The organism is Rhizobium sp. SAFR-030 (genome assembly GCF_059415005.1).
On the sequence record NZ_JBPFDO010000001.1, the window covers coordinates 578,754 to 602,938 of the forward strand.

At 66.0% G+C, this 24,185-nt stretch carries 30 protein-coding genes; 6 read left to right on the forward strand and 24 right to left on the reverse strand.

The features are described 5' to 3' along the window. Positions 1 to 102 precede the first annotated feature (102 nt). The 17 genes from ACR65N_RS02950 to ACR65N_RS03030 form a co-directional block, all read right to left on the reverse strand. Positions 103 to 543, reverse strand: a complete 441-nt coding sequence (locus tag ACR65N_RS02950) for an NlpC/P60 family protein (protein ID WP_440455663.1) — start codon at positions 541 to 543, stop codon at positions 103 to 105. Continuing rightward, positions 540 to 1,415, reverse strand: coding sequence for a phage/gene transfer agent baseplate hub protein (locus ACR65N_RS02955; RefSeq protein ID WP_440455664.1), 876 nt, complete (start codon positions 1,413 to 1,415; stop codon positions 540 to 542). Before ACR65N_RS02955 ends, ACR65N_RS02950 begins: the two co-directional genes overlap by 4 nt. Next, complete coding sequence (locus tag ACR65N_RS02960; protein WP_440455665.1) at positions 1,412 to 2,050, reverse strand: phage distal tail protein, Rcc01695 family; 639 nt, start codon at positions 2,048 to 2,050, stop codon at positions 1,412 to 1,414. Before ACR65N_RS02960 ends, ACR65N_RS02955 begins: the two co-directional genes overlap by 4 nt. Before the next feature lie 16 nt (positions 2,051 to 2,066). After that, positions 2,067 to 2,618: a phage tail tape measure protein gene (locus ACR65N_RS02965; RefSeq protein ID WP_440455666.1), complete on the reverse strand. Its 552-nt coding sequence runs from the start codon at positions 2,616 to 2,618 to the stop codon at positions 2,067 to 2,069. A 49-nt stretch (positions 2,619 to 2,667) separates the two neighbouring features. Further along, complete coding sequence (locus ACR65N_RS02970) at positions 2,668 to 2,823, reverse strand: rcc01693 family protein (protein ID WP_430305472.1); 156 nt, start codon at positions 2,821 to 2,823, stop codon at positions 2,668 to 2,670. After that, complete coding sequence (locus ACR65N_RS02975) at positions 2,823 to 3,257, reverse strand: gene transfer agent family protein (protein WP_440455667.1); 435 nt, start codon at positions 3,255 to 3,257, stop codon at positions 2,823 to 2,825. Before ACR65N_RS02975 ends, ACR65N_RS02970 begins: the two co-directional genes overlap by 1 nt. Beyond that, positions 3,257 to 3,664 carry a phage major tail protein, TP901-1 family gene (locus ACR65N_RS02980; protein ID WP_440455668.1) on the reverse strand — a complete coding sequence of 136 codons (408 nt, stop codon included), beginning with the start codon at positions 3,662 to 3,664 and terminating at the stop codon, positions 3,257 to 3,259. Before ACR65N_RS02980 ends, ACR65N_RS02975 begins: the two co-directional genes overlap by 1 nt. A 33-nt stretch (positions 3,665 to 3,697) precedes the next feature. After that, on the reverse strand, positions 3,698 to 4,096 hold the full coding sequence (locus ACR65N_RS02985; protein WP_440455669.1) for a DUF3168 domain-containing protein: 399 nt from the start codon (positions 4,094 to 4,096) through the stop codon (positions 3,698 to 3,700). Then, entirely contained in the window at positions 4,093 to 4,428 is a 336-nt protein-coding gene (locus ACR65N_RS02990; RefSeq protein WP_440455670.1) for a phage head closure protein, read from the reverse strand. Before ACR65N_RS02990 ends, ACR65N_RS02985 begins: the two co-directional genes overlap by 4 nt. Then, entirely contained in the window at positions 4,428 to 4,997 is a 570-nt protein-coding gene (locus ACR65N_RS02995) for a head-tail connector protein (RefSeq protein ID WP_440455671.1), read from the reverse strand. The genes ACR65N_RS02990 and ACR65N_RS02995 overlap by 1 nt, the downstream gene beginning before the upstream one ends. A gap of 117 nt (positions 4,998 to 5,114) precedes the next feature. Further along, entirely contained in the window at positions 5,115 to 6,368 is a 1,254-nt protein-coding gene (locus tag ACR65N_RS03000; protein ID WP_440455672.1) for a phage major capsid protein, read from the reverse strand. Positions 6,369 to 6,372: 4 nt separating this feature from the next. Continuing rightward, positions 6,373 to 6,945: an HK97 family phage prohead protease gene (locus ACR65N_RS03005; RefSeq protein ID WP_440455673.1), complete on the reverse strand. Its 573-nt coding sequence runs from the start codon at positions 6,943 to 6,945 to the stop codon at positions 6,373 to 6,375. Positions 6,946 to 6,997: 52 nt separating this feature from the next. After that, positions 6,998 to 7,321 carry a DUF6107 family protein gene (locus ACR65N_RS03010; RefSeq protein WP_440455674.1) on the reverse strand — a complete coding sequence of 108 codons (324 nt, stop codon included), beginning with the start codon at positions 7,319 to 7,321 and terminating at the stop codon, positions 6,998 to 7,000. 209 nt (positions 7,322 to 7,530) lie between these two features. Next, positions 7,531 to 7,848 (reverse strand): type II toxin-antitoxin system RelE/ParE family toxin, encoded by a 318-nt coding sequence (locus tag ACR65N_RS03015; protein WP_440455675.1) that lies wholly within the window; start codon positions 7,846 to 7,848, stop codon positions 7,531 to 7,533. Further along, positions 7,848 to 8,138: a CopG family ribbon-helix-helix protein gene (locus ACR65N_RS03020; RefSeq protein WP_440455676.1), complete on the reverse strand. Its 291-nt coding sequence runs from the start codon at positions 8,136 to 8,138 to the stop codon at positions 7,848 to 7,850. Before ACR65N_RS03020 ends, ACR65N_RS03015 begins: the two co-directional genes overlap by 1 nt. Positions 8,139 to 8,201: 63 nt before the next feature. Further along, positions 8,202 to 9,374 carry a phage portal protein gene (locus tag ACR65N_RS03025; protein WP_440455677.1) on the reverse strand — a complete coding sequence of 391 codons (1,173 nt, stop codon included), beginning with the start codon at positions 9,372 to 9,374 and terminating at the stop codon, positions 8,202 to 8,204. Between the two features lie 36 nt (positions 9,375 to 9,410). Continuing rightward, positions 9,411 to 10,055, reverse strand: a complete 645-nt coding sequence (locus ACR65N_RS03030) for a hypothetical protein (protein ID WP_440455678.1) — start codon at positions 10,053 to 10,055, stop codon at positions 9,411 to 9,413. 204 nt (positions 10,056 to 10,259) lie between these two features. Here ACR65N_RS03030 and ACR65N_RS03035 point away from each other — a divergent pair, with 204 nt between their 5' ends. After that, positions 10,260 to 10,397, forward strand: a complete 138-nt coding sequence (locus ACR65N_RS03035) for a hypothetical protein (RefSeq protein ID WP_430305485.1) — start codon at positions 10,260 to 10,262, stop codon at positions 10,395 to 10,397. A gap of 51 nt (positions 10,398 to 10,448) precedes the next feature. Here the strand turns inward: ACR65N_RS03035 and ACR65N_RS03040 are convergent, their stop codons facing one another. Both ACR65N_RS03040 and ACR65N_RS03045 read right to left on the reverse strand, forming a co-directional pair. Next, positions 10,449 to 11,738 (reverse strand): DNA-packaging protein, encoded by a 1,290-nt coding sequence (locus ACR65N_RS03040; RefSeq protein ID WP_440455679.1) that lies wholly within the window; start codon positions 11,736 to 11,738, stop codon positions 10,449 to 10,451. Positions 11,739 to 11,904: 166 nt separating this feature from the next. After that, on the reverse strand, positions 11,905 to 12,543 hold the full coding sequence (locus ACR65N_RS03045) for a hypothetical protein (RefSeq protein ID WP_440455680.1): 639 nt from the start codon (positions 12,541 to 12,543) through the stop codon (positions 11,905 to 11,907). A 301-nt stretch (positions 12,544 to 12,844) separates the two neighbouring features. On the opposite strand from ACR65N_RS03045, the gene ACR65N_RS03050 reads away from it, so the two are divergent. Genes ACR65N_RS03050 through ACR65N_RS03065 form a run of 4 tightly spaced genes read left to right on the forward strand, consistent with a single transcriptional unit; the run spans position 12,845 to position 17,810 of the window. Next, positions 12,845 to 13,369 (forward strand): (2Fe-2S)-binding protein, encoded by a 525-nt coding sequence (locus ACR65N_RS03050; protein ID WP_440455681.1) that lies wholly within the window; start codon positions 12,845 to 12,847, stop codon positions 13,367 to 13,369. Continuing rightward, on the forward strand, positions 13,366 to 14,382 hold the full coding sequence (locus tag ACR65N_RS03055; RefSeq protein ID WP_440455682.1) for an FAD binding domain-containing protein: 1,017 nt from the start codon (positions 13,366 to 13,368) through the stop codon (positions 14,380 to 14,382). The genes ACR65N_RS03050 and ACR65N_RS03055 overlap by 4 nt, the downstream gene beginning before the upstream one ends. A 12-nt stretch (positions 14,383 to 14,394) precedes the next feature. Continuing rightward, complete coding sequence (locus tag ACR65N_RS03060; protein ID WP_440455683.1) at positions 14,395 to 16,662, forward strand: xanthine dehydrogenase family protein molybdopterin-binding subunit; 2,268 nt, start codon at positions 14,395 to 14,397, stop codon at positions 16,660 to 16,662. Continuing rightward, entirely contained in the window at positions 16,659 to 17,810 is a 1,152-nt protein-coding gene (locus tag ACR65N_RS03065; protein WP_440455684.1) for a catalase family protein, read from the forward strand. Before ACR65N_RS03060 ends, ACR65N_RS03065 begins: the two co-directional genes overlap by 4 nt. A 175-nt stretch (positions 17,811 to 17,985) precedes the next feature. On the opposite strand, the gene ACR65N_RS03070 is transcribed toward ACR65N_RS03065, so the two are convergent. Together ACR65N_RS03070 and ACR65N_RS03075 are read right to left on the reverse strand one after the other, a co-directional pair. Beyond that, positions 17,986 to 18,219 carry a hypothetical protein gene (locus ACR65N_RS03070; protein WP_440455685.1) on the reverse strand — a complete coding sequence of 78 codons (234 nt, stop codon included), beginning with the start codon at positions 18,217 to 18,219 and terminating at the stop codon, positions 17,986 to 17,988. A gap of 271 nt (positions 18,220 to 18,490) precedes the next feature. After that, the gene (locus ACR65N_RS03075) at positions 18,491 to 20,008 is read right to left on the reverse strand and encodes a protein adenylyltransferase SelO (RefSeq protein ID WP_440456109.1); all 1,518 of its coding nucleotides are present in this window, start codon (positions 20,006 to 20,008) and stop codon (positions 18,491 to 18,493) included. 219 nt (positions 20,009 to 20,227) lie between these two features. On the opposite strand from ACR65N_RS03075, the gene ACR65N_RS03080 reads away from it, so the two are divergent. Then, positions 20,228 to 20,863 carry an outer membrane protein gene (locus ACR65N_RS03080; RefSeq protein WP_440455686.1) on the forward strand — a complete coding sequence of 212 codons (636 nt, stop codon included), beginning with the start codon at positions 20,228 to 20,230 and terminating at the stop codon, positions 20,861 to 20,863. 81 nt (positions 20,864 to 20,944) lie between these two features. Here ACR65N_RS03080 and ACR65N_RS03085 read toward each other — a convergent pair whose 3' ends face one another. From ACR65N_RS03085 to ACR65N_RS03095, 3 genes are read right to left on the reverse strand one after another with little or no spacing between them, the layout of a single operon-like run. Next, on the reverse strand, positions 20,945 to 21,148 hold the full coding sequence (locus ACR65N_RS03085; protein WP_430305495.1) for a heavy-metal-associated domain-containing protein: 204 nt from the start codon (positions 21,146 to 21,148) through the stop codon (positions 20,945 to 20,947). 34 nt (positions 21,149 to 21,182) lie between these two features. Further along, on the reverse strand, positions 21,183 to 21,614 hold the full coding sequence (cueR, locus tag ACR65N_RS03090; protein WP_440455687.1) for a Cu(I)-responsive transcriptional regulator: 432 nt from the start codon (positions 21,612 to 21,614) through the stop codon (positions 21,183 to 21,185). Beyond that, positions 21,611 to 24,115, reverse strand: coding sequence for a heavy metal translocating P-type ATPase (locus tag ACR65N_RS03095; RefSeq protein ID WP_440455688.1), 2,505 nt, complete (start codon positions 24,113 to 24,115; stop codon positions 21,611 to 21,613). The genes cueR and ACR65N_RS03095 overlap by 4 nt, the downstream gene beginning before the upstream one ends. Positions 24,116 to 24,185: the final 70 nt, after the last annotated feature.

A 24,185-nucleotide genomic window follows, 5' to 3' on the forward strand; every position in this document is an offset into this window, starting at 1 on the left:
GATTATCACCGTCCGGGTTTACATCTCAAGATAGGTAAAACGGTGAGCGGAGCGACAACTCCGCTCACCACTCCCTCCATATACAGCTCATTGGTGCGAAATTCAACAATCAAGCGGCTCCGGAAACCGGTGCACGGCAGCAATCCTGCGTCGCCAGGACGGCACCAGCGCCGAGCAGGTCACCGCCGCCTGCTCGTAGGCGTGGATGAAGTACCGATCCCCCTTCAGGATGCCGGCGTGTTTTGCCGCACAACCAATCTGCCAGCGAAACAGCAGCAGGTCGCCGGCCTGTGCTTCGCCGATGAGCAGCGGCGGTCCGAACAGCCGCAGCCCGGCCTCGAGGAGACGTTCCTCGCCTGACCGCTCGGCCCAGTCCGGCGCATAGGCCGGCACTGGTCCGGGCTCTTCGCCGTATACCTCGCGCCACACGCCGCGGATCAGCCCGATGCAGTCGCACCCGACGCCTTTCGTTGCACCCTGATGACGGTATGGCGTGCCGATCCAGCCCTCGGCCAGCTGGACGATGCGTTCGCCCGCCGTCACTCGAAGATCGTGCCGCCATCGTGCAGCCGCTCCCCATCCACGTAGGAATAGCTGAAGTCGGCTCCCGGCACGTGCGGAAATCCGCGAAAGTTGAGGTGGTTGGCGAACCGGCTCCTGCAGGTGGCAAAACGCTTGTCGCAGCCGGCGATGATGGTGAAGGTCTCGCCCGCCTGCACAGCCCGATCGAGGGGCAACCAGAGCGTCAGCCGCGCGCTTCCGTCGGCCGACAAGACATGGCCATCGATCGCGATCTCTTGGCTGTCGGCAAGAACAAGGCTGCCGCGATCGAAAAAGCCGGACTTAAAACTCGCCAATCCACTTACCAAGAGATGGTTGCGGTCGGGCATCTCGACCACGGTGCCGGTGGCGCGGAACGGCGTCAGATCGACCCCGCAGCGCGCATCTCCGAGGCTTGCGTCGCAGCGCCGGCCATAGATCCGTCCCTGCGGCTGGTCGAGTCTGTGGGCGATGCTGCGCAGCTCCGCGATAAACCGTTCGCCGGCGCGCGACACCTCCCCGATCTCGCGCACCGCCAGTGCCAGATGCTGTCCGGGATCGGCCCAGTTGACGAGAAAGAGTTCGACCCGTGCGCCGTCGAAGCGGCCGCTTGCCAGGTCGACCTCGGAGATGGCGGCGCTCGAAAAGCCGCCGGCCACCTCGCCGCTGCCAGCGGCCAGACCCGCCGCGGCCTCGTTCTCGGTGGTCGCGAAGCCGCTTGCCGCATGGCACAGCGTGCCGGCGACGATCAGATCGCCGTCGTGATCGGTAAAGCCCAGCACCGTCCCGTCGCGGCGCGTCACCCGCCATGCATGGCAGGTGGTCGTGGCGTCGGCAGCAAGATGCGCCGCCAGAGCAGCCGGAACCTCTCTCATGGCAAGATCTCCGTCAGCGGAATGGCCGGAATGCTCCCGGCGTTGAACGCCGAGAGGTTGATGTCGATCCGGTCGATGTCGAAGCGTACCGGAACGTCGAACTCAAAGCCGGCGCGGATCTCGGCACCTGGCCTTGGAACATGTCCCGGCTGAAAACTCACCATTCCGCTCGCCGCGTCGCAGAGGTAGCGATCCGTGGCCACGACAACACCGCCGACCGCTATCTGCACCGTCCCGACAACCGGTTTGGCGATCGTGCGTACCACGCCGCCCGCAGAATCGGCATAGGTCTTCGCCAGCTGGAACTGCGCCGTCACACCGTCGCCGGTGCCGATCAGCTGGTCGGTCGCCTGCGGCATCTGCAGTGGCGGACATGACTTCCAGTCCAGCGGATCGCGAAACCGGAAGCCGTGCAGCTGGCCACGCCGGGCCTCGAAGAAAGCCAGCACCTCGTAGAGATCGGCCAGTGATTTGACGCCCGACCCGGCATCGTAGCTGCGCCGTGCGTGCCGCCATCGCGCATTGCGCTGCTCGCGGCCGTTGGAGAGGTTGACGATATCGGTGCGCCGCACCGGCCCGCCGCTGACCCCCAGCGCCACCCTCAACGGAAAGCGCACCTCATGAAATGCCGTCATTTGTCGTCCCCGTGTGTCAAAGCCCGCGCCGGCCGCGCGCCACGCTGCGTGCCAGGAGGGCGGAGATCTGCGGTTCGCTCTTGCGGAAACTTGCGGCGTCGCTGGCAGTCACGTTGAAGACGATCTGCGGCGGCGCGCCCGAGCCTGTACCGGCAACCGAAACGCCAAGCGCACCGTCCGGCCCGCGTCGCAGCGGCATGATCGCTTCGGCACCCGCCTCGCCCATCAGGCCAAGGCCGCCACCCATGGAGAACATCGCAGGGCTTCGCACGACGCCACCGTCGGCAAACGGCGTGACCGACCCCATCGAGCCGATGAGACTGGTCGCTGCCCCGGAAACGAGACCCTCCAGCGGCTTCAGTGCCGACGACAGGCCGACATCGGTCAGCCGCAGCGCCAGCTTGCCCAGCACGTCTTCGAGGCTCCGGCCACTGACGGTCGCCGACTTCAGGGCACCCGAAAGCGCCGAGCCGAAGCGGGCCGAGCGGCTTTCCAGATCGGTCAGCGCCTGCGCCAGCGCCTGGGTGCCGGTGAGGCTTGTGGCGAGATCGTCATTGTCGATATCCATCGGGGGTCCCCAGACGTGAGAGTTGTGCCGTTCGTCGTCCGCAGCTTCGCTAGTCCGGGAACTGATGCATCAATGTCTGCAGGCCAACGCGCTGCAGGACCGGGGCGACCGGTCGCCAGGCGCCGCTCATGGCCGTCAATTCACGCGGCGTCAGAGCCCAGAAGTCGGTCGGCGTCAGCCGCAGCAGGCAAAGCCCGACATGCATCACGAGCGCCCAGGACTGCGTTTGTCCGGCATGCTCGTATGCTGCTGCGGCTGCGGAGGGTTTGGCGCCGCCTCCGTCTGCGGTCCGGTAAACGCCGCCTCCAGCAAGTCGGCCGCCACCCGGGCGCAGGCAGGGATCCCGCCATCGACGCTCATCGCCGTCACCTCCTCGTCGGAAAAGCAGTTGCCGCCGCCGCGCAGTCCCGCCGCCATCACGCAGACGAGATCGCCGGCCCGCAGCCGGCCGGACGAGAAGCGCGCGGCAAGGTCGGAAAGATCATCTGCACCGAAAGCCGTTTCGAGTTCCGCCAGCGCTCCGAGCGTCAGGCAAAGGATGCGTCGCTCACCGTCGATCATCGCCTCCACTTCGCCGCGCCGGCGGTTGGCCCGACCCAGCCGGACGCCGGGCCCATAGCCTCCCGCATCGCCGGCCATCAGACGGCACCGAAGGTCAGGTTGCCGGCCGATTCCAGCGCCAGTTCGAAGCGCACCTCGCCATTGTGATCGCCCGCATATTCCAGGGCAGTGATCTGGAACCCGCCGCTTACCGTTCCGAAGGCCGGGATGACCAGCTGCCAGGTGAGGATCGCGCCGGCAAAGAAGGCGGAGCGTACGAGCGCATCCGACGCCTGGTCCTTGAACAGGCCGGCACCGGTCAGCGAAGCGCGCTGAATGCCGGCGCCACCCAGCAGTTCGCGCCAGCGCCCGGCGCTCTCGCTGTCCGTCACGTCGAGCGTCTCGGCATTGAATGCGAGGCGCTTGGATCGCAACCCCGCCACCGTCAGCCAGCTGCCGCCATTGTCAACCTTCAGCAGAAGGTCCTTGCCTGCCTGCGCTACCATCGCATCTCTCCTGTCTGTGTGGCTGAAATGCCGTCACTCGGTCACCGCGCGGAAGCGCAGCTCGACGACACTGAGCCTGGTTTCCTTGTCCCGCCGGCTCGTCATCCCGGTGCAGACAATGCTGACCAGATGCGCATCCGAAAGCGGCAGCGAGGCAGCATGCAGCAGCGCTTTCACCCGCGCGGCGATCTCCTGCGCCCGCGCCCGGCCTTCGCCTTCGGCCCACACCTCGATGGTCGCGAAATGCTCCTCGCCTGGCTCCGTCGCGGTCGAATAGTCGCGGCTCTCGATTGCGGCGTGGATGATCGCCGGCAGTTGCATGCGCGGCAGGACGCGGTCGCGGATGCCGTCACTGCCGACGTCGGCCATCAGGGCGGCATCCTGCGTCAGATGCTGGTGGACCGCCCGCAGAAGGGCCTGCTGCGCGCTCATTGCTGTTGCTCCTCGCAATCGAGAACCAGAAAGCGTCGCGTCTCGTCCGGGTCGCGCACCAGCCGCACGATGAAGAGGCGCCCGCCTTTCCGCAGCCGCTGGCCGGCGACGATGTCGCTCCGCCAACCCGTCCAAATAAGGTGCGTGACAAGAGCCCGGGTGCCGCCGGCAACCTCCGTCACCCGGGCCGAGACCGGCTCGATGCGCGCCCAGAGCCTGTCGGCAAAGTGGAATGTCGTCGAAGCACCACCCTGGCCGTCGGGCGCATCCGCCGGTAACTCGCGGTCCAGCCGCGCCGTCAGCGCACCGGGATCAAGCGGCAGCCTGTCCATCAGAGCCTCCGCATCCGGTAGCCGGCGATCAACCGCTCGTAGCCGTCCGGCACACCGGCCGGCTGGTCCTGAGGCGCCACAACGCCGCGATAGGCGAACATGAAGGCGACATGGATCAGCATCGCCCGGATCAGCGTGCCTGGCACGTCGGTGCCGGCCTCGCCGTAGCCGGCGGAAAAGTCGATCTCGATGCCGTTCATCCGCCGTTCGGGAGCAGGCGGATCGCGCAGCCAGAGCCGTACCGGGCGGCCCGCGCCATCCAGCAGGTGGTCTTCAAGCGATACATCAGAGGCGGTCCCGTCGGCTGCGTAAACCGTCACTGCATCAACGGCTTGCACCGGGCTCCTGGCAATCGGAATCACGCCGCCGATCGGCCAGCCGTCCAGGTAAAGCCGCCAGCGCTGCGCCAGCAGGCACAGTCCGGTTTCACGCTCCAGATGCTCGCGCGCCGTGCGGATCAGCGCCGTCAACAGGTCGTCCTCGTCCGTCTGCTCGAGGCGCAGATGCGCCCTCACCTGGGCAAGCGTCAGCGGCTCAGCCGTCGGCGGATCGATCAGGGCATAGGTCATCAAAGCATCCTTCGTCAGCGAGAAACGCTGCAGTGTCCTCTTCCCTCTCTCCACGGGCGGAGAGAGGGTCAGGGGTCAATAGGCGGGCACGGTTGAGTGACACGTCCACTGGTGGGCTCAGCTGGCGGAAAACTTCACCAGCTTGATCGCCTCGAAATTCTGCACCCCGCCGCCGACGCGCTTGGTGGTGTAGAACAGCACGTAGGGCTTGGCCGAATACGGGTCGCGCAGTACCCGGATGCCGGTCCGGTCGACGACGAGGTAGCCGGAGCGGAAATCGCCGATGGCGATGGACAGTGCATTGGCGGCAATGTCCGGCATCTCCTCGCCTTCGGCAACCGGGAAACCCATCAGTGTCGCCGCCTGTCCGGCCGATGCCGGCGGCCGCCACAGATAGTTGCCGTCGGCATCCTTGAACTTGCGGATTTCCCCTTGCGTCTTGCGGTTCATCAGAAAGGTGGCGTTCTGCCGGTGACCCGCCTTCAGCGCATAGACGGCGCTGATCAGCACGTCGGAGGGACCGCTCGAGGCAAACCCGCCGGCGGCACCGGTCGCAAGGTAGCCGAGGCTTCCCCAGCTCCAGCCGCTGTCGGTGACGCTGTCATAGGCGAGGAAACCCTTGGGCTTGTTCACCCCGTCACCGCGAATGAAGGCATCGCCTTCCTGCTCGGCAAACACCATGTCCACCTCGCCCGCGAGCCACACCTCGATGTCGACTGCCGCGTCGTCGAGCAGGCCTTGCGTCGCCGCCGGCATGGCATAGAGCTCCATCGTCGGGAACGACAGCTCGGACAGCTGCGGCGCGCCGGTCTGCGGCCGGGCCGCCGTCTCGGCCACCCAGCCGGTCGCCGGGCCGCTGATGGCGAACGGCTTCTTCAGCACGGCCGAGGACACGGTGCGCACGGTCGACAGGGCCCGCATCGGCGAGACATGGCTCATGCGCCGCCCGATCTCGGTGTCGGTCTCCGGCGGCACCAGATAGCCGCCATCGCCGCCGACGCCGGCATTCATTGCCTTGACGTCGAGCTCGCGCAGGCCGCCCTCCTCGCCGCGGCGAACATAGGCGTCAAAGGCTGCCTTGTGCTCCGTCATGTCGTCGGAGATCTCGGCACGCCCGCCAAGCGCCGGCCGCGCCTTCTTCAGCACCAGCTGGTCGAGCACGGCCTTCTGGTCATCCATGGCGCGGTTGATCCGCTCCATCTTGTCGCGCGTCACCACGTCGGCGGTAAGCTTCTGCTCGATCTCGCCGAGCCTGCGATCGTTGACGTCCTTGAACGCCTCGAAGGCCTCCATGAAATCCTCGAAGGCGGCGGTCACCGTGTCCGGCACCGCCTTCACCTCCGGTGCACCGGTCGTCGTTGCTTCAGCCATGATCCTATCCCTTGAAGTTGGTTGCCCACAAAGTCTTCGCCGCCCGCCGCATGCTGCGGACGAGTTCGGTTTCTCGATCGCGGAAGAACCGCGCATGCTTGACGTCCGACACGCGCGCCGATGGCAGCATCGGAAAGGTGACGATGGAAATCTCCCAGAGGTCGGCCTCGAGGATGCGCCGGACGCCGGTCCTCGCATCATTGCGGGCCTTCACCGTTCGAAAACCGATCGACAGGCCGTCCAGTGCGCCGCTCTTCAACAGCGCATGCACCTCGCGCGCCCGTGCCACGCCGCCCGCAAGCTGCCCCTCGACATAAAGACCGCGGCCATCCTCGCGGATGGTCGTCCATGCGCCGATCGGCTCGTTCGGGTCGTGCTGGTAGAGCATGCGCACGCCCGCCGCTCCGCGCTCGACCAGCGAATTGCCGAAGGCGCCGCGCTCGATCGTGTCCTTGCCGAGATCGACCTCGCCGAAGACGCTGGCATAGCCGGCAAAGCTGCCGTCGCCGGCGAGCCCGCGCAGTTCCAGGCTCGCAAATTTGCGCGCGTTCGGGCGCGGCCCGCGGTAAGCGTGCATGAGGTTCTCCAGCCGTGTCGGTGTTGTGGAAGGGTCGGGGGCGGCAGACGCCTCAGGAGGCGTCGGAGCGGTCGCCGTAATGGTTGGCGATCCGCACCAGGGCGCCAAGCACCCACCAGGCCGATAGGCTGGCGCTCGCAGCCCCGGTCAAAGTCGTCTCGACGGCTGTCAGCTGCCCGGTCAGGCCCAGCCGCGCCGTCAGCCACAGGCCGGCGGGACCGCCGAACATGACGCCGCAGGAGATCCCGGTCAGGAAACGGCTTACCGCCTCCCGGCCGCTTGCCGGCACCAGGTAGACGAGCGAGACCCAGGCGCCTGCAGCAGCGCCGATGATCTTTGCAGCCAGCAGGCCGCCATCATGGCCAAGATCAGCCATTTGTTCACCTTTTCGATGTAGTGTCGGATGTCGGAGCGCCGTGGCGCGCACAAAAAATCCCGCTTGGTTCGACCGCCGCGGGTTGGAGATTTGTCGAGTCTTCAGAATCGGATGGCGCCGGTTTCTCACGCAGAATGTCCGGGACTTCACAGATTGATTCAGGTGGTTGAAGCTTTGGATCAGCGCGACGGTGCTAACTGCTCCAACTTCTAGTCATCGTGCTCTCCCTCAGCCGCAACGTCACGGTCTCGGGAGAGCATAGGGTCTACCTGCTGCCCGTGGCGGATATGAGAGATGACCACCCGCGTTCTTTCCAACGAATAGTCGATCACGTAGACGCCGGAGACGAACCTGCGTCGGCCGGGCAAGGACAGGGGCTTGCCGATCTTCGGATGCTCGCCAAGCAATCGGAACGCCGCCTGCAGGCTCTCGACAACCCGCGCGGCGGCACGCGGATTGAAGCTGTCCAAATAGCTCGCCTCTCGCTTGATGAACTGGGCGACATTCTTGGCGAGAATGACACGCATCAAGCAGCATCGGTTTTGGGTTCGCCAAGAAGCTCCGCGAAGAGATCCTCGGCATCGACGAACTCGCCGTTCCGCACCTGCTCCTCTCCCTTGAGGATCTGCAGGACATCGTTACCCTCCGCCATCAGGTAGTATTTCAGCGCCCGCACGATCACCCAGCTGCGGCTGCGCTCGGTCGCCTGGGCGATCTGCTCCACCTCGGCGAGAATATCCTGCGGCACACGCAGCGTGATCGGATCGGACAGCGCGGGCTTGTCCGTGGTCGTCGGCGTGTCGGAATTCTCGGCCATGTCGGTTCCCTCGTAATACAGCGTATTACAAATAGCTTACGCCTGTTGCGGGAGCGCGTCCAATCACGCCGTGTAACCCACCGCCTGGCGTTTTTCGGCGTCGGTAAGAAACCCGGCCTGCCCGACACGGGCCCACAGCGCATCCCGCTCGGCAGATAGCCCGGAAATCCGATCCAGATCCGGCTCCAGCCGGAGCGTCGTCCCGTAGGCATCCGAAAGCCAGGCGGAAAAGCTGGCGGCGGTGCGCGTCAGCAGCGGCACCACGGTCAGCCGGTAGAAGGCGCGGTTGGCTTCCTGGTAGTTGGCATAGGTGTTGTCGCCGGGAATGCCGATCAGCATCGGCGGCACGCCAAGCGACAGCGCGATGTCGCGGGCCGCGGCATTCTTCGCCTCGATGAAATCCATGTCCTTCGGCGACAGTCCCATCGCCTTCCAGTCCAGCCCACCCTCCAGCAGCAGCGGCCGCCCCGCATTGACAGCACCGGCATAGCCCTGTTCCAGCTCGGCGCGCAGCCGCTCATACTGGTCGGCGGACAGATTGCCGCCCTCCTTCGGCTGGTAGACCAGCGCCCCGGACGGCCGGGCGGAATTGTCGAGGAGCGCCTTGTTCCAGCTCGCCGCAGCATTGTGGAGGTCAAGCGCCGCACCGGCCGCGGCAAGCGGCGGGAAGCCGCCATGGTCGTCGAGCGGATGGAAAAGCTTGAGATGCAGGAGTGCCGGCCCCGCGCCCGCCGCCGCAATGCGCCGAACCGTGCCGCCCACCCGGTAGTCGTAGGCGGTCGGCCAGCCGTCGGCGCCGAGCACGACACCAATCCGGTCCGGCCGCAGCAGGTGCATTTCCCGCGGCCGGCCTTCCAGCGTCAGCCGCTCGACATAGGCATTTCCCGACAGCAGCAGATGGCCGTAGAGCGTCTCCAGGAAATCCGGCCCGCCCATGCGGGCGTTCGGCCTGGCGAGAAGCGACAGCACGGGATGCTCGCTCACCTCCCGCGTACCCTCGTAGGCCAGCCATGGCACGGACGCCGCAGCCTCGGAAACAAGCCGCACCGCCCGGTGGACGATCGGGTTCTTCATGAACCCCGCCCGCGACAATGCCGCATAGGATCGCCCCGACCACTGCGCCGTCGCTTCGCCCGACAGAAGCGAGAAACCGCTCCCGAAATCGGTGGTCTTGCGTTCGACGGGCTGTACGGCCTTCGTCTGCGAGCGGAAAGGAAAGCGGAATGGCGTCTTCATGTCGATCCTCACAGATGTCGTCGAAACGAGAGGCCGTCAGACGTCGAGCGCCAGCGCCCGGGCGTAGAGCCTTGCGTAGCGGCCCACGTCGGCTGCCCGGTCGGTGCCGTTGATGATCCGGCGCGCGCCGATCCAGTCGGCCCGCGCGGCTGAAAAGAAATCGCTCAACCGGCATCCGGTGAAGCGGCCGAGGCGCATGCCGGAAAACAGTATGTCGATCGCCCGCTTCGGCTGCAGGGCGGCATCCGGCGTCTCTTCAATGCCGAAGGTCCGGTAGTTCGCCCGGCCGGTGATCTGCACCAGTCCGCGGCCGCGAAAACGCCAGCCGTCGCCGCTCTTCTCGTCGCCATTGCCCATCCGACCGGCATAGGCGCGATTGGCGATCGGCTCGGGTTTTCGCGCATAGTGCCTGGCCTCTGCGGGCGAAAAGCGCCTCGGAAAGGTCTTCAGCAGGCCCGTTTCGCTGTAGCTGAGATTTTCCTCGATGGGTTGCATTCGCGCGCCGGTCTCATGAAACGCCGTCGCCAGAATGTAGGCCAGATGCCTGCGATCGCCGTTTTCAGGATCGTCCTGCCAGCGTGCGAGGAGGCTTGCGTGACCGGCTGCAGCTGCCGCCGAAAGTCCATGCCTGTAGAGGCTGGCGCGCACGCGGGCAAAGAAGATCGTCCGGTCGATGTTCATCGTCCAGCTCCCGATGATCGGTTGAAGCGGCGCAATCCGGGCGCGCGCGATGGCACCGCCTGAGGTTGTGCAAGACTTTCAATCGATTTGAAAAATACTAATCGTTTTAGCCGTTTAGCCGGCGCTTTACTTTCCGCTAACGGTATGGAACCAACAGGGCTCACCGCCGTTCAGTGCCCGGCATTTGACCAGAAGGAGATCATGATGATGCAGCAGACCCCCGCCGTGTCCCCGGCCGCGACCGGACCGAAGCAGCAGATCCCGCAGCACCTGGTGGAACGACTGGAAGCCGAGTGGAAGCAGATGCGCGAAGCAACGCTTTCGCCCGTCACCCCTCGCTGATCGACCGCTGATCGATCGACACACGTCATCAATCGACAAGACGGAGGGGCGTCAGAGCCCGCGCACCCGCGGTTCGCTCTGCCCCTCCAGCATCAAGGCCGTCAGCGCCCATACCAGGGCATCAAGACGGTCGGGAGACCGGCCCGACGACAAACCTTCCGGGCCAAAATCGCACATCTGGTCTTCCAGCGCCGAGAAGCGGCCGGCATGCGCCACCCGCCCCTGTTCGTAGAGCGCCGCCACCGGTTCAGCCCGCAGATATTTGCCACGTGTCGCCCTGACCTGCGTCAGCGGCAGCATCTCGTCGATGCTGCGCAGCATGGCCGCCACCATCTCGCCGCCCTGATTGACTTCCGCCACCACCCGGTCCGCCGAGAACCGGCGAAACGTCTTCACCACCTCCGATGCCCAGCCGGCGGGGCTCCTGCCCTCCACCGAACAATCGGCCAGCACCACCGCCCGGCCGCTCGCCTCGAGCCCGGCTGCAACGATACCGCAGCAGGAACCGGCGCCGATACCGGACGGCGGGTCGACCGCCACGACGATGCGCCGCAGCGCTCCGGTGAAGCGGATCGTCAACGCTTCCAGATCGGCGCGCTTCCACAAGGCGTCCGGCCGGTCCTCGATCAGTTCGCCGTCGAGCTCCTGTCGCCCCAGCCTCGTGCCGCCGTAGCGGTTCTCCAGTGCGGCGATGAAGCCGGGCGCCATGTTGCCGGCATTGTTGCGTGTCGACATCCGCGCCAGGACCGTGCCCGGATCGGCAATGAGCCGCTTCAGGATCGGCACCGGCCGCGGCGTCGTCGTCACCAGCTGGCGCGGATCGCTTCCCAGCCGCAGCCCGAACTGCAGCATGTCGAAGGTCTCTTCGGCGTGCCGCCATTTGGCGAGCTCGTCGCACCAGGCGAAATGGAATTGCGGCCCGCGCAGGCTCTCGGGATCCTCGGAGGAGAAGATCTGTGCCACGGCGCCGGTCGGCCAGACCAGCCGCCTGCGCGAAGTCTCGAAGTCCGGAACATGCTTGCGGGCGATCCGGCAGATGCCGGACACACCGTCGATCATCACCTCACGGGCATCGCCCAGCGTTTCGGCCACCAGCGCGATGCGCAGTCCCTTGGCGCCCGCACCGGTCGCCAGGCCATGCACCCATTCGGCACCGGCCCTCGTCTTGCCGGAGCCGCGTCCGCCCATCACCAGCCAGGTATGCCAGTCTCCGGACGGAGGCTTCTGCTCCTGGCGCCCGGCGATCGTCCAGTCACGCCGGACATCGAAGACATGCCGGCGGATGGTTGGCGTCAGCCCCTCGCCGTCGGCGGCAGATACGCCATGCGCTTTCACCTGCATGACCGGCATCTCTGCGGCAACCGCAGCAGGCGGGGAAGGATCATGCTCACGCAGGCTCCTTCCCGTCTCCAGGCCGGCGCGCATTGCCGTTTGAGCGGCCTTTATCCCGTCCATCGACTGCCTGAAATTCTCGGCGCCCTTGCCTGCGAGGTCACGGGCCCGGCGCTCAGCTGCTGTCAGGCGAGGGCGGCTTGTCCCCAGGCGCACCGCCGGGTTCGCCTTCAGCGCTCTCGGCGCGCTGCCGCTTTTGCCAAAGCTCGAGCGCCCTTTGTTCGATGAGCGCCTGGACGTCATGCAGCGCCTCCTCATAACCGGTCTCTTCCGCCAGCCGCTCGGCTTCAGCGGCGCGGTCGCGCGCCAGTTGCCGCTGCAGGCTGTCCACCTTCTCAAGCGTCCGAACGATCAGGCTCATGGCATCGGTCGCCGCCTTCAGGTCAGCACGTGCCAGCTTCTGGGCCGCCTCGTCGCCGTCAGCGGCCAGGCCCTCGGCGTTCGATCTCATCTGGCGAAAGGCGATGAATTCGGCCCGCAACTCGCGGGTCATCTCGCTCAGCAGCAGCCGCAGATCATCGCTTCCCTGGGCAGCCTCGGCATCCGCCGACTTGAGCTCCAGCAGAACCCGATCGGCTTCGGCCTTGACCTTCCCGACAAGCGGCAGGTCTTCCGCAACCAGGGTCCCCGTCGGACGAAAGCCGGTTTCCATGCCAGCTGCATCGGCCATCGGCACGTCGTCCCAGAGCCCGAACAGCGACGGGTCCAGCTGGTCGAACATGTCCATGGCGGTCTCCGGTATCAAAATGATCATGCCACCGCTCGCGCTCCCGATGGAGCGGCGTCGCGTCAGACCTGCAGGAAGCGGATAAAAAGACGGCCCCGGTTTCAAGAACCTGGGGCCGTTGACTGGAAGCACTGTCAGCCGGCGAAGCCGCCGGATGCAATTCTTCGACTGTGATCAAAACCTATCAAACCAGCGTCACGCCGTCAAGGACTATTTTCCTATCCGTCTGTTTTTCGGCGCCGGTTCGGCGCTGCTCGCATCCGGCGAGGAACATTCGGCCAAGGCCTGCGGTTCTCCATCAGACCCTGCCCCAGCGAAGGAAGCCGAAATGTCTCTCGATCCCGCGCCGACGCCGTTTCCCACCGTCCCCGTCACGCTCACCGTCAACGGCCACCGACATCAGCTCGACGTGCCGCCGTTCGTCACGCTGCTCGACCTGTTGCGCGGACGGCTGAAGCTCAACGGCACGAAGAAGGGCTGTGATCACGGACAGTGCGGCGCCTGCACGGTGCTGGTCGACGGCGTGCGCATCAATTCCTGCCTGAAGCTTGCCGTCAGCCTCGATGATTGCGAGATCACCACCATCGAGGGCCTCGGCACGCCCGACAACCTGCACCCGCTGCAGAAGGCCTTCGTCGAGCGCGACGCTTACCAGTGCGGCTACTGCACGCCCGGGCAGATCTGTTCCGCCGCGGGAATGATCTCGGAAGGTCATGCCAAAACCCGCGAAGAGATCCGCGAACTGATGAGCGGCAACCTCTGTCGCTGCGGCGCCTACACCAACATCGTCGATGCGATCGAGGATGTCATGGGCGCCGACCAGCACGCAGCTCACCGGGAGGCAGCGGAATGAGGGATTTCACCTATCTTCGCGCCACCGATATCTCGGAGGCGGTTGCCGCGCTTGCCGCGCGGCCGAACGCCCAGCTGCTCGCCGGCGGAACGAACCTCGTCGACCTGATGAAGTACGACGTCGCCCATCCGGATGCCGTCATCGACATCAACAGCCTGCCGATGAAGGAGATCGAGGTGCTCGAGGGCGGTGCGCTGCGCATCGGCGCGCTCGCCACCAACAGCCAGGTCGCCTATGATCCGAGCGTCCAGTCGGACCTGCCGCTGCTCTCCTCGGCGATTCTGGCGGGCGCGTCGGCGCAGCTGCGCAATGCCGCCACCACCGGCGGCAATCTCCTGCAGCGCACCCGCTGCTACTATTTCTACGACCCCTCGACGCCGTGCAACAAGCGCGAGCCGGGCTCCGGCTGTTCGGCGATCGGCGGCGTCAACCGCATCCACGCGATCCTCGGTGCCAGCGACGCCTGCATCGCCACCCACCCGTCGGATATGTGCGTGGCGCTCGCGGCGCTCGATACGACCGTCGAGGTGGTCGGACCGGACGGCACGCGCGACATTCCCTTCCTCGATTTCCACCGGCTTCCCGGCGATCATCCGGAGCGCGACAACACGCTGCGCACCGGCGAGATCGTCACCGCGATCCGCGTCGCAGGCGGCCATTTCCGCCGGCACCAGAGCTATCTGAAGCTGCGCGACCGGCTGTCCTACGCCTTTGCGCTGGTTTCGGTCGCCGCCGCCCTCGATCTCGACGATGGCAAGATCATCGATGCCCGGGTGGCGCTCGGCGGCGTGGCCCACAAGCCCTGGCGCGATCCGCTGGCAGAAGCAGAACTCGCCGGCCAGCCGGCAACGCGCGAGGTCTTCGAGGGCTTTGCCACGCGCCTTCTCTCCCAGGCCCGCGGCCAGGGCGAGAACGATTTCAAGATCCCGATGGCACACCGCGCCGTCGTTCGCGCCCTGACGCAGGCGGCCACGGGCCGTTCGCAGATCCAGGCCGAAAAGCGCATACGCTGAGGAGGACGAGACATGGCAGAAACCACTCCGCCGAACGGCCGCGTCGTCGGCTTTCCGCTGTCGCGCATCGACGGTCCGCTGAAGGTCTCCGGCAAGGCACGTTATGCAGCCGAACACCGTCCGGCCGGCCTGCTTCACGGCTTCGTCACCATCGCCACCATCGGCGTCGGCCGGATCACCGGCATTGATACCACCGAGGCGGAAGCGGTCCCGGGCGTCGTCAAGATCTACACGCACGAGAACCGGCCGCGCACCGCCTGGTGGGACAGTTCCTGGAAGGACGAGGTGGCGCTTCCCGGCCATCCCTTCCGGCCGCTCGAAAACGACCGCGTGCTCTATGACGGGCAACCGGTCGCCTTCGTCGTCGCCGAAACCTTCGAGGCCGCCCGCGATGCCGCATCGATGATCCGCGTCTCCTATGCGCCCGAAGCGTCGCACACGGATCTCACCCAGGAGCGGCAGAACGCCTACGTGCCGAAGCAGAAGCGCAGCGGCATCGCCCCGCCACCGCCACCGCGCGGCGATGCGGACGCGGCGTTCGAAGCTGCCCGCTTCAAGATCGATGCGCAATACATCCACGAGGGCGAGTATCACAATCCGATGGAGCTGTTCGGCTCCACCGTCATCTACGAAGGCGACGGCCGCCTCACCATCCACGACAAGACGCAAGGGTCGCAGAACTCGCAGAACTATGTCTGCGGCGTCTTCGAACTGGACCCGCAGAACGTCCGCGTCTTCAACAGCTATGTCGGCGGCGCCTTCGGCTCGGGCCTGCGTCCCAAGCACCAGCTGTTCCTGTCGACCATGGCGGCGCTCGATCTGAAGCGCAGCGTGCAGCTGGAGATCAGCCGACGGGAAATGTTCTACCTCACCTGGCGCCCGGCCACCGTCCAGCGGGTGCGGATGGGCGCCGATGAAAACGGCCGGCTGGTGGCGGTCCTGCATGATGCGGTGCAGGCCACCTCGCTCTACGAGGATTACCAGGAGGTCGTCGTCAACTGGTCCGGCCTCGCCTACAAGTGCGACAACGTCAAGCTGACCTACGAACTGGCGGCGATGAACGTCTCGACGCCCGGCGACATGCGGGCACCGGGGGCAGCGACCGGCGTCTTTGCGCTGGAATCGGCGATCGACGAACTTTCCTACGAAGTCGGCATCGACCCGCTTGAGATGCGCGTGCGCAACTTCGTGCATGTCGACCAGAACGAGGGCAAGCAGTTCACCTCGAAGGCCCTGCATGCGTGCTACCGCGAGGCTGCCGAGCGGTTCGGCTGGTCGCAGCGCCTGCATGCGCCGCGCTCGATGCATGACGGTCAGGATCTCGTCGGCTGGGGCATGGCGACCGGCATCTGGGAGGCGCAGGTCACCCAGGCGGCGGCGCGCGCCCGGCTGGACATCGATGGCTCGGCCACCATCTCGGCCGCCGCCTCCGATATCGGCACCGGCACCTACACCATCCTCGGGCAGATTGCCGCTGACTGCTTCGGCCTTCCCGCCGATCGCGTCACCGTGCGGATCGGCGATTCCTCGCTGCCCAAGACCAGCGTCGAGGGCGGCTCGTGGACGGCGGCATCGTCCGGCTCGGCAGCCCAGGCGGCCGCAACCGCTGTACGGGCGACGCTCCTCGCCCACGCCAAGGAGATGGACAACTCGCCGCTTGCCAAGGCCACCGTCGAGCAGACGGCGATCCGTGACGGGCGCTTGGTCCTCGACGTCAACGACCAGGTCGGCGTGTCGATCGACGACATCATGGCGTCGAAGAACATCACCTTCGTCGAGGAGGAAGGCCAGGTCGGTCCCGACCAGTCGAAGATGAAGGTGTTCAGCAGCTACACCCATTCCGGCATCTTCGTCGAAGCCAGGGTCGACGAGGAACTCGGCGTCGTGCGTGTCACGCGTGTCGTCATTGCCGTTGCCGCCGGCCGCATCCTCAACCCGAAGACCGCCCGCAGCCAGGTGCTCGGCGGCGTGGTGATGGGCATTGGCATGGCGCTTCACGAGGAGGGCCTGGCGGATCGCCGCAGCGGCCGGATCATGAACCACAATCTCGCCGAGTACCATGTGCCGGTGAATGCCGACATCCACGACATCGACGTCATCTTCATCGAGGAACACGACGACAAGGCAAGCCCGATCGGCGTCAAGGGGCTCGGTGAAATCGGCATCGTCGGCGTCGCGGCGGCTGTCACCAACGCCCTCTACCACGCCACCGGCAACCGGGTGCGCCACCTGCCGATCACCATCGACAAGCTGTTTTACGCCAAGGAGGCCGCAGAATGACGCGCCAGATCCCAGACCGATTGCAACGCTACTATACGGGCGTCGAGGATGTTCAGCCGGACGAGCCGCAGCTTGCCCAGGCGCTCACCGAAACCATGCTGTCGATCTCCTACAAGACCTATGCCGACAGCGCGCATGCGACGCGCAGCGTGCATGCCAAGAGCCACGGGCTGCTGGGCGCCGAGATCGAGATCCACGACAACCTGCCGGCGGAACTGTCGCAGGGGCTGTTCGCCCGGCCCGCCACCTACGATGCGGTGATCCGCCTCTCGACCACGCCCGGCGATATCCTCCACGACAGCGTCTCGGCGCCGCGCGGCATGGCGCTGAAGATCCTCGACGTCGAAGGTGAACGCCTGCCCGGTTCGGAGACATCCACATCGCAGGATTTCGTCATGGTCAACGGCAAGGTGTTCAACTCGCCGAGTGCCAAGGCATTTCTAACCAACCTCACCCTTCTGGCGGCGACAACCGATCGCGCCGAGGGCCTGAAGAAAATCCTGTCGAAGGTGCTGCGCGGCGCCGAAAGCGCGCTTGAAAGAGTCGGCAAGGAGGTCACGCCGCTGAAGGTGATGGGCGGCCAGCCGCTGACGCACATGCTCGGCGAGAGCTTCTTCACCCAGGTGCCGGTGCGCTTCGGCAATTATATCGCCAAGCTCGGCGTCGTGCCGGCTTCCGAGAACCTGAAGGCGCTGGTTGACCGGACGGTGGAGGTCGCCGGCGATGCCAATGCCCACCGTCATCTGATCGAGGAGTTTTTCGAGACGGAGACCGCCGTCTGGCAGCTGAAGGCGCAGCTCTGCACCGATGTCGGAGAGATGCCGATCGAGGACCCGATGGCGCTCTGGGACGAGGACAAGAGCCCGTATCTGACCATCGCCACGATCACCGCAGGGCCGCAGACCGCGTGGAGCGAGGAACGGGCCGAGCAGGTCGACGACGGGATGAAGTTCTCGCCGTGGAACGGCATCCGGCCGCACCAGCCGCTCGGCCAGATCATGCGCCTGCGGCAAATGGCCTACGAGCGCTCGGCCGCCTTCCGCTCCGAACGCAACCCGACGCCGGTCGTGGAACCGCGCACCTGTCCCTTCGGCCACGGCGCGCCCTCAAGCGTCGTCGAGGACACCGGCGCGCGGGTGTTTCCGTGAGGATTGCCTAGCAACCGATCCGGGCGGCGGATGACGGCGCCGAGGTCGATGGTGGAAGGCATGGGCGGTGGGCGGCGGCAGGCAATGGGCAATCGGCATCAGCCATATGCCCTGTGCTCTGCCGGCAGGACGGGTCAGCAATCCCCGCGCTGCGCGTCCGCCCTCGCCAAAACCCTCAGGCGGCGGAGAATGTCACCGTCACGCCGCGCTGGCGAAAATAGGCCTGCATGAGCTTGCGGCCGGAGCGGTTGTTCTGCACGAGCTTCGCCGGATCGAAGACCGCCTCTTTCAGTCCTTCGCGCGCCAGGGCCGCCTTCAGAGCCGCGATATGCATGTCGATGTCTGCATTGTCCGCCTGCAGCGATTGATAAATGCGGTCTGTTGCTTCTGCTACGGTCGGCTCGCTCACGGGTCCACTCCTGTTGTCGGTTGGCTGGCGCTTAGCACGTTTCGCAGCATCACCCTATCGTCGTGAAGACTATCCACGGCAAACAGTGTCGACGGCAGCGACCGACCTCCCACGGACATCCATGCAGCCGGGATGCATGAGAAGCGCAACCGATCGGCGCCGACGGTGAACAGCCGCGCCGACGTGATGGGGTGCCGGGGGGAGCACTTTGCCTACTGCCTACTGCCTACTGCCTACTGCCTACTGCCTCTTCCCCATTCGCCTATGCACCTCACGTGCCGCAGAACGTCCGCAGCACGCGCTCCTCGTCGCGCGGCGGCTCGGCGTAGGCTGCAAATTCCGGGCGGTCCTCGTAGGGCACCTGCACCGCGTCGAGCAGCCGGTTGAAAGGTGCAAGGTCGCCGTTGAGAGCCGCGGCAATCGCCTCCTCGATCCGGTGGTTGCGCGGAATGATCGCCGGGTTGACCGAGCGCATCAGCGCTGCCGCCTCGGCCGCCGACGGTTCGCGGGCCAGCCGCTCGCGCCACAGCGGCAGCCAGGCTTCCGCCTTCTCCCAGGGCATGAAGCCCTCGACGAAGGCCGCTTCGGCCTGCAGGCGCGCCTGCTCGTCCGCCTTGCCATCTCCGGCGGCTTGCGCGCTCGCCAGATCGGCAAGCCGGCGGAAGGTCAGCGTGAAGTCAGCCCTTCCTTCATGCATGGCCGACAGCAGGCCCTGCACCATGTCGGCGTCGCCCGGCTCCTCGCTGTTGAGCCCGATCTTGCGGCGGAAGACGGCGATCCAGGCCGCCTGGAAGCGTTCGCCGAACCGTTTCAGCACGCCGTTCGCCTGGTCGACGGCGGCATCCTGGTCCGCGTCGATCAGCGGCAGCAGGCATTCTGCCAGTCGGGCAATGTTCCACTGGGCAATCCCCGGCTGGTTGCGATAGGCGTAGCGGCCCTGGGCGTCGATGGACGAAAACACCTTCATCGGATCGTATTCATCCAGAAAGGCGCAAGGGCCGAAATCGATGGTCTCGCCGGAGACCGTCACGTTGTCGGTGTTCATCACCCCGTGGATGAAGCCGATCCCGAGCCAGCGGGCAACAAGCTCCGCCTGCCGTCCTGCCACCCGCTCCAGAAGCGCCAGATAGGGATTTTCCGCCGTTTTCAGGTCGGCATAGTGCCGGTCGATCACGTAGTCGGACAGCGTCCGCAGCCCGTCGATATCTTCTCGCGCGGCAAAGAACTGGAAGGTGCCGACCCGTACATGGCTTGCCGCGACGCGGGTGAACACCGCCCCCGGCAGCGTCGTCTCGCGGTAGACCGGTTCGCCGGTGATAACCGCTGCCAGTGCCCGGGTCGCCGGGATGCCGAGCGCCGCCATGGCTTCCGAAACGATGTATTCGCGCAGCACCGGGCCGAGCGCCGCGCGTCCGTCGCCGCGCCGTGAAAACGGCGTCGGCCCTGCTCCCTTCAACTGGATGTCGCGCCGGATGCCGCCGGCATCCACCACCTCGCCGAGGAGGATCGCCCGGCCGTCGCCAAGCTGCGGCTGGAAGTTGCCGAACTGATGGCCGGCATAGGCCATGGCCAGCGGCTCGGCTCCCGGCGGCAGCACGTTGCCGGAGAAAATCGCCGCCAACCGGCCCGTGTCATCCTCGTCAAGGTCGAGGCCAAGATTTTTCGCCAGCGGCCCGTTGAACTTGATCAGGGTCGGGCCGGCAACCGCCTCCGGATAGACCGAGGCATGAAAGCGTTCGGGCAGACGTGCATATGAATTATCGAACTTGAACAATGGCTTATTCCTCATCTGCAGCGGATCGAACGGCATGGTCGCAGCACCCTTTGAGTTCGATATGGGTCGCCCGGAGGGATCCGCAAGGCATCGGCCGGGCTGCTGCGCGGCGCCTGTTTTGGCGGCGTCCAGATGCATTTTCGAGCATTCCCGATACACTGTTGTAATTTAGCTACAGCTTTGTGAGCTGGGCGCACTAAATGGGTTCTCATGTCTAACCAAGGGAATGCACCCATGAAAAAGATCCTGTTTCTTGCAGCCACGGTTGCCCTGACTGCTTCCACCGCCGCTCTTGCAGCTGATGCCGTCGAACAGATCCCGGAAGCACCGGTTGCTGTCGAGACCGCTGTACCGTTCTCGTGGAACGGCGCATATCTCGGCGTGCTCGGTGGCTACGGCTGGGGCAACGGTGAAGGCTCCGTACCTGGCTTCGGCGCCTCCGACGATTTCGACGGCGGCCGCATCGGTGGCTTCGTCGGTTATAACTGGGAACTCTCCTCCGGGTTCATCGCCGGTATCGAAGGCGACGTGAACTACGACTGGAACGACAACAGCTACGGCGGCGTCGAAGTCGGCACCGACGTGTCGGGCTCGGTTCGCGGCCGCGTCGGCTTTGCCATGGACCGCGCGCTGATCTTCGCAGCTGGCGGCTGGACCGCCACCAACGGCTACCTGGACGGCGCTGGCGTTGACGAAAGCGAAACCTTCAGCGGCTGGACCGTCGGCGCTGGCGTCGACTACGCCTTCACCGACAAGATGTTCGGCCGCGTCGAATATCGCTACAACGATTTCGGCGACAAGGACATCGGCGGCATCAATGCCGAGTTCGACCAGCACATCGTCAACGTCGGTCTCGGCGTGAAGTTCTGATCCTGATTGCGGCCGGGGGTTTTCCTCCGGTCCATCGTAACGAGCCCGGTATCCCCGGGCTCGTTTGCGTTTCGGCAGGCCTCAGGCCAGTGCCAGGCGCTCCGGCGTATAGCCGGCATCACGAATGGCGGCTTCCGCCTTTGCCGCATCGCCGCCATCCAGCGTCACCCGGTGGCCGGCCAGATCGACCGCCACCGGCACGCCGGGAAGCGTGCGGGCGAGTGCCTCGCGCACGGTCTTTTCGCAGTGGCCGCAGGTCATGTCCGGCACGTTGAACGTCGTCATTTTCGTCTCCTTCTTCGATAAAAGCTTTCCGGCGTCAGCGACGCACGGGTTGTTTCGCCGCTGCGGCAGGCGGTGGAGCCTTGCCAGCCAGATCCTCGAGGATCGGGCAGTCCGGCCGGTGATCACCGCCGCAGCAATGGGCCAGGTGTTTCAGCGTCTTCACCATTCCCTGCATCTCGGCGATCCGCCGCTCCAGGTCGGCGATATGGCTGGTCGCCACCTCCTTGACTGCGGCGCTTTCGCGATCCCGGTCCTGCCATAGCGTCAGCAGACGCTCGGTCTCCTCCAGCGAGAAGCCGAGGGAACGGGCCCGGCGGATGAAGCGCAGCACGTGCACCTCGTCCTCGCCATAGACGCGGTAATTGTTTTCGCTGCGCGCCGAGGGGCGGATCAGGCCAATCTGCTCGTAGTAGCGGATCATCTTTGCCGATACGCCGGATGCCTCGGAAGCCTCGCCGATGTTCATGTGCGTTTGTCCTTCACCTCGATCCGCCGCAGCCTCAGCGCATTGCCAAGCACGAAGACGCTCGACAGCGCCATGGCGCCGGCACCGATCATCGGCGACAGCTGGATGCCGAACGCCGGGTAGAGCGCACCGGCTGCCAGCGGCACCAGCGCGATATTGTATCCGAACGCCCAGAACAGGTTCTGGCGGATATTGTTCATCACCGCCCGGCTGACGGCGATCGCATCGACGACGGCCGACAGGTCGCCGCCCGACAGCACCACATCGGCGCTTTCGATCGCCACATCCGTTCCCGTTCCCACGGCGATGCCGATATCGGCGGCCGCCAGCGCCGGCGCGTCGTTGATGCCATCGCCGACGAAGGCCACCGTGCCGCCCTTGGCCTGCAGCGCCCGAATTGCCTCGACCTTGCCTTCCGGCAGCACCTGCGCCACCACGTCGTCGATGCCGACCGCATCGGCCACGGCGCGGGCGGTGCGGGCATTGTCGCCGGTGACCATCGCCACCCGCAGCCCCATCGCCTTCAGCCGACCGATCGCCGCGGCGCTCGTCGGCTTCATGGGATCGGCCACCGCCAGGATCGCTGAAAGCCTGTCATCGATCGCCGCATAAAGCGGCGTCTTGCCGGCGCTGCCCAGCCGTTCGGCGGTTTCCGCGAATTCCGCGACAGACAGTCCAAGCTTTTCCATGAAGCGATCGGCGCCGACCGAGACCCGGTGTCCGCCCACCGTCGCTGCGATGCCGTAGCCGGCCACCGCCTCGACATTCGAAGCCTCGCCGACCGCGAGCCCACGTGCCTTGACGGAGGCAACCAGCGCCTCGGCGACCGGATGCTCGGAGCGTGCCTCGACGCCCGCCACCAGCGCCAGGACCTCGTCCTCATGAAAACCGCCGGCAGTGATGATGTCTGTCAGTTCCGGCCGGCCGCGGGTGATCGTGCCGGTCTTGTCGAGCACCACCACATCGACATCGCGCAGCCGCTGCAGCGCATCGCCCTTGCGAAACAACACGCCGAGATCCGCCGCACGTCCGGTGCCGACCATGATCGAGGTCGGCACGGCAAGCCCCATGGCGCAGGGGCAGGCGATGATCAGTACCGCGACCGCCGCCACCAGCGCATGCGGCAGCACCGGCTCGGGGCCAAACATCCACCAGCCAAGGAAGGTCAGCGCCGCCACCGCGATGATCGCCGGCACGAACCAGGCGGTCACCCGGTCCACCACCGCCTGGATCGGCAGCTTGGCGCCCTGTGCTTCCTCCACCAGCCGGATGATCTGCGACAGCATCATCTCTGCGCCGACCTTTTCGGCCCGGAAGCGGAAACTGCCGGTGCCGTTGATCGTGCCGCCGACGACGCTCGAGCCTTGCTGCTTGGCAACAGGAAGCGGCTCGCCCGAGATCATCGATTCGTCGATACTGGAGCTGCCGTCGATCAGCGTGCCATCGACCGCGATGCGTTCCCCCGGCCGGACGACCAGGATGTCGCCGGGCATCACCTCGTCGGTCGGGATATCGAAGGTCTCGCCGTCGCGTTCCACCCGCGCCGTCTTTGCCTGCAGGCCGAGCAGCCGCTGGATCGCCACTCCCGTGCGGCCACGCGCCCGCGCCTCCAGCATCCGTCCGAGAAGGATCAGCGTGACGATGACGGTGGCGGCTTCATAGTAGACGAAGCGCGACTGTGGCGGCAGCAGGTCCGGCGCAAAGGTCGTGACGATCGAATAGCCGTAGGCTGCCAGCACGCCGAGCGCCACCAGCGAATTCATCTCCGGCGCACCCTTGACGAGCGCCGGAATGCCGGCTTTCAGGAACCGCAGGCCGGGGCCGAAGATCACCGCCGTCGCCAGAGCGAAGTAGCCGATGTACAGGGTCTGCGGCGCGATCACGCCCATCAGCGCGTGATGGAAGGGCGGATAGAGATGACCGCCCATTTCAGCGACAAACAGCGGCAGCGTCAGCACCGCGGCGATGATCAGGTCGCGCTTTAGCCGCCCGGCATCCTCGTCATGATGGCTGTGGCTGTGGGTTTGGATGCGCGGGCTTTCCCCGCCGCCGCTATCCGGGTGATGCGTTGTTGCCGCAAGTGCCACGCCTTCTGCCTGCAATATGGCCGCCAGCCGACGGCGCATGTCGCGGCCAAAAACCTCGGCGGAAATCCGGCTGCCGTCGATCTCGACGCGCACAACGCCCGCAACCGCCTGCAGCACCCGACGCAGCCGACCGGCCTCGGCGTCTGAGGGCGCTTCCGCCAGCGTCAAAGCTATCGTTTCAGACTTCGGCTCGTAGCCGGCCTTGCGGATCGCCTCGGCCAGCAGCGCGGCGGAAAACCCCTCGCCCGGCTCGACGGTCAGGCTTTCGGTGGCGAAATTGACGGCGCTTGTCGATACGCCCGGCACCTTGCCGGCAGCCGCCTCCACTCGCCGGACGCACGAGGCGCAGCTCATGCCCTCGACGGGAATGACGATCGGGTGGCTTTCGGCGGTGGTTCTGACGGTCTGGTTCATGGGACGGAAACCTCGTTTCCCATTCCATGTAAGGCTTCCCATCATGGGAAGGTCAAGGCCTCTCGCACGC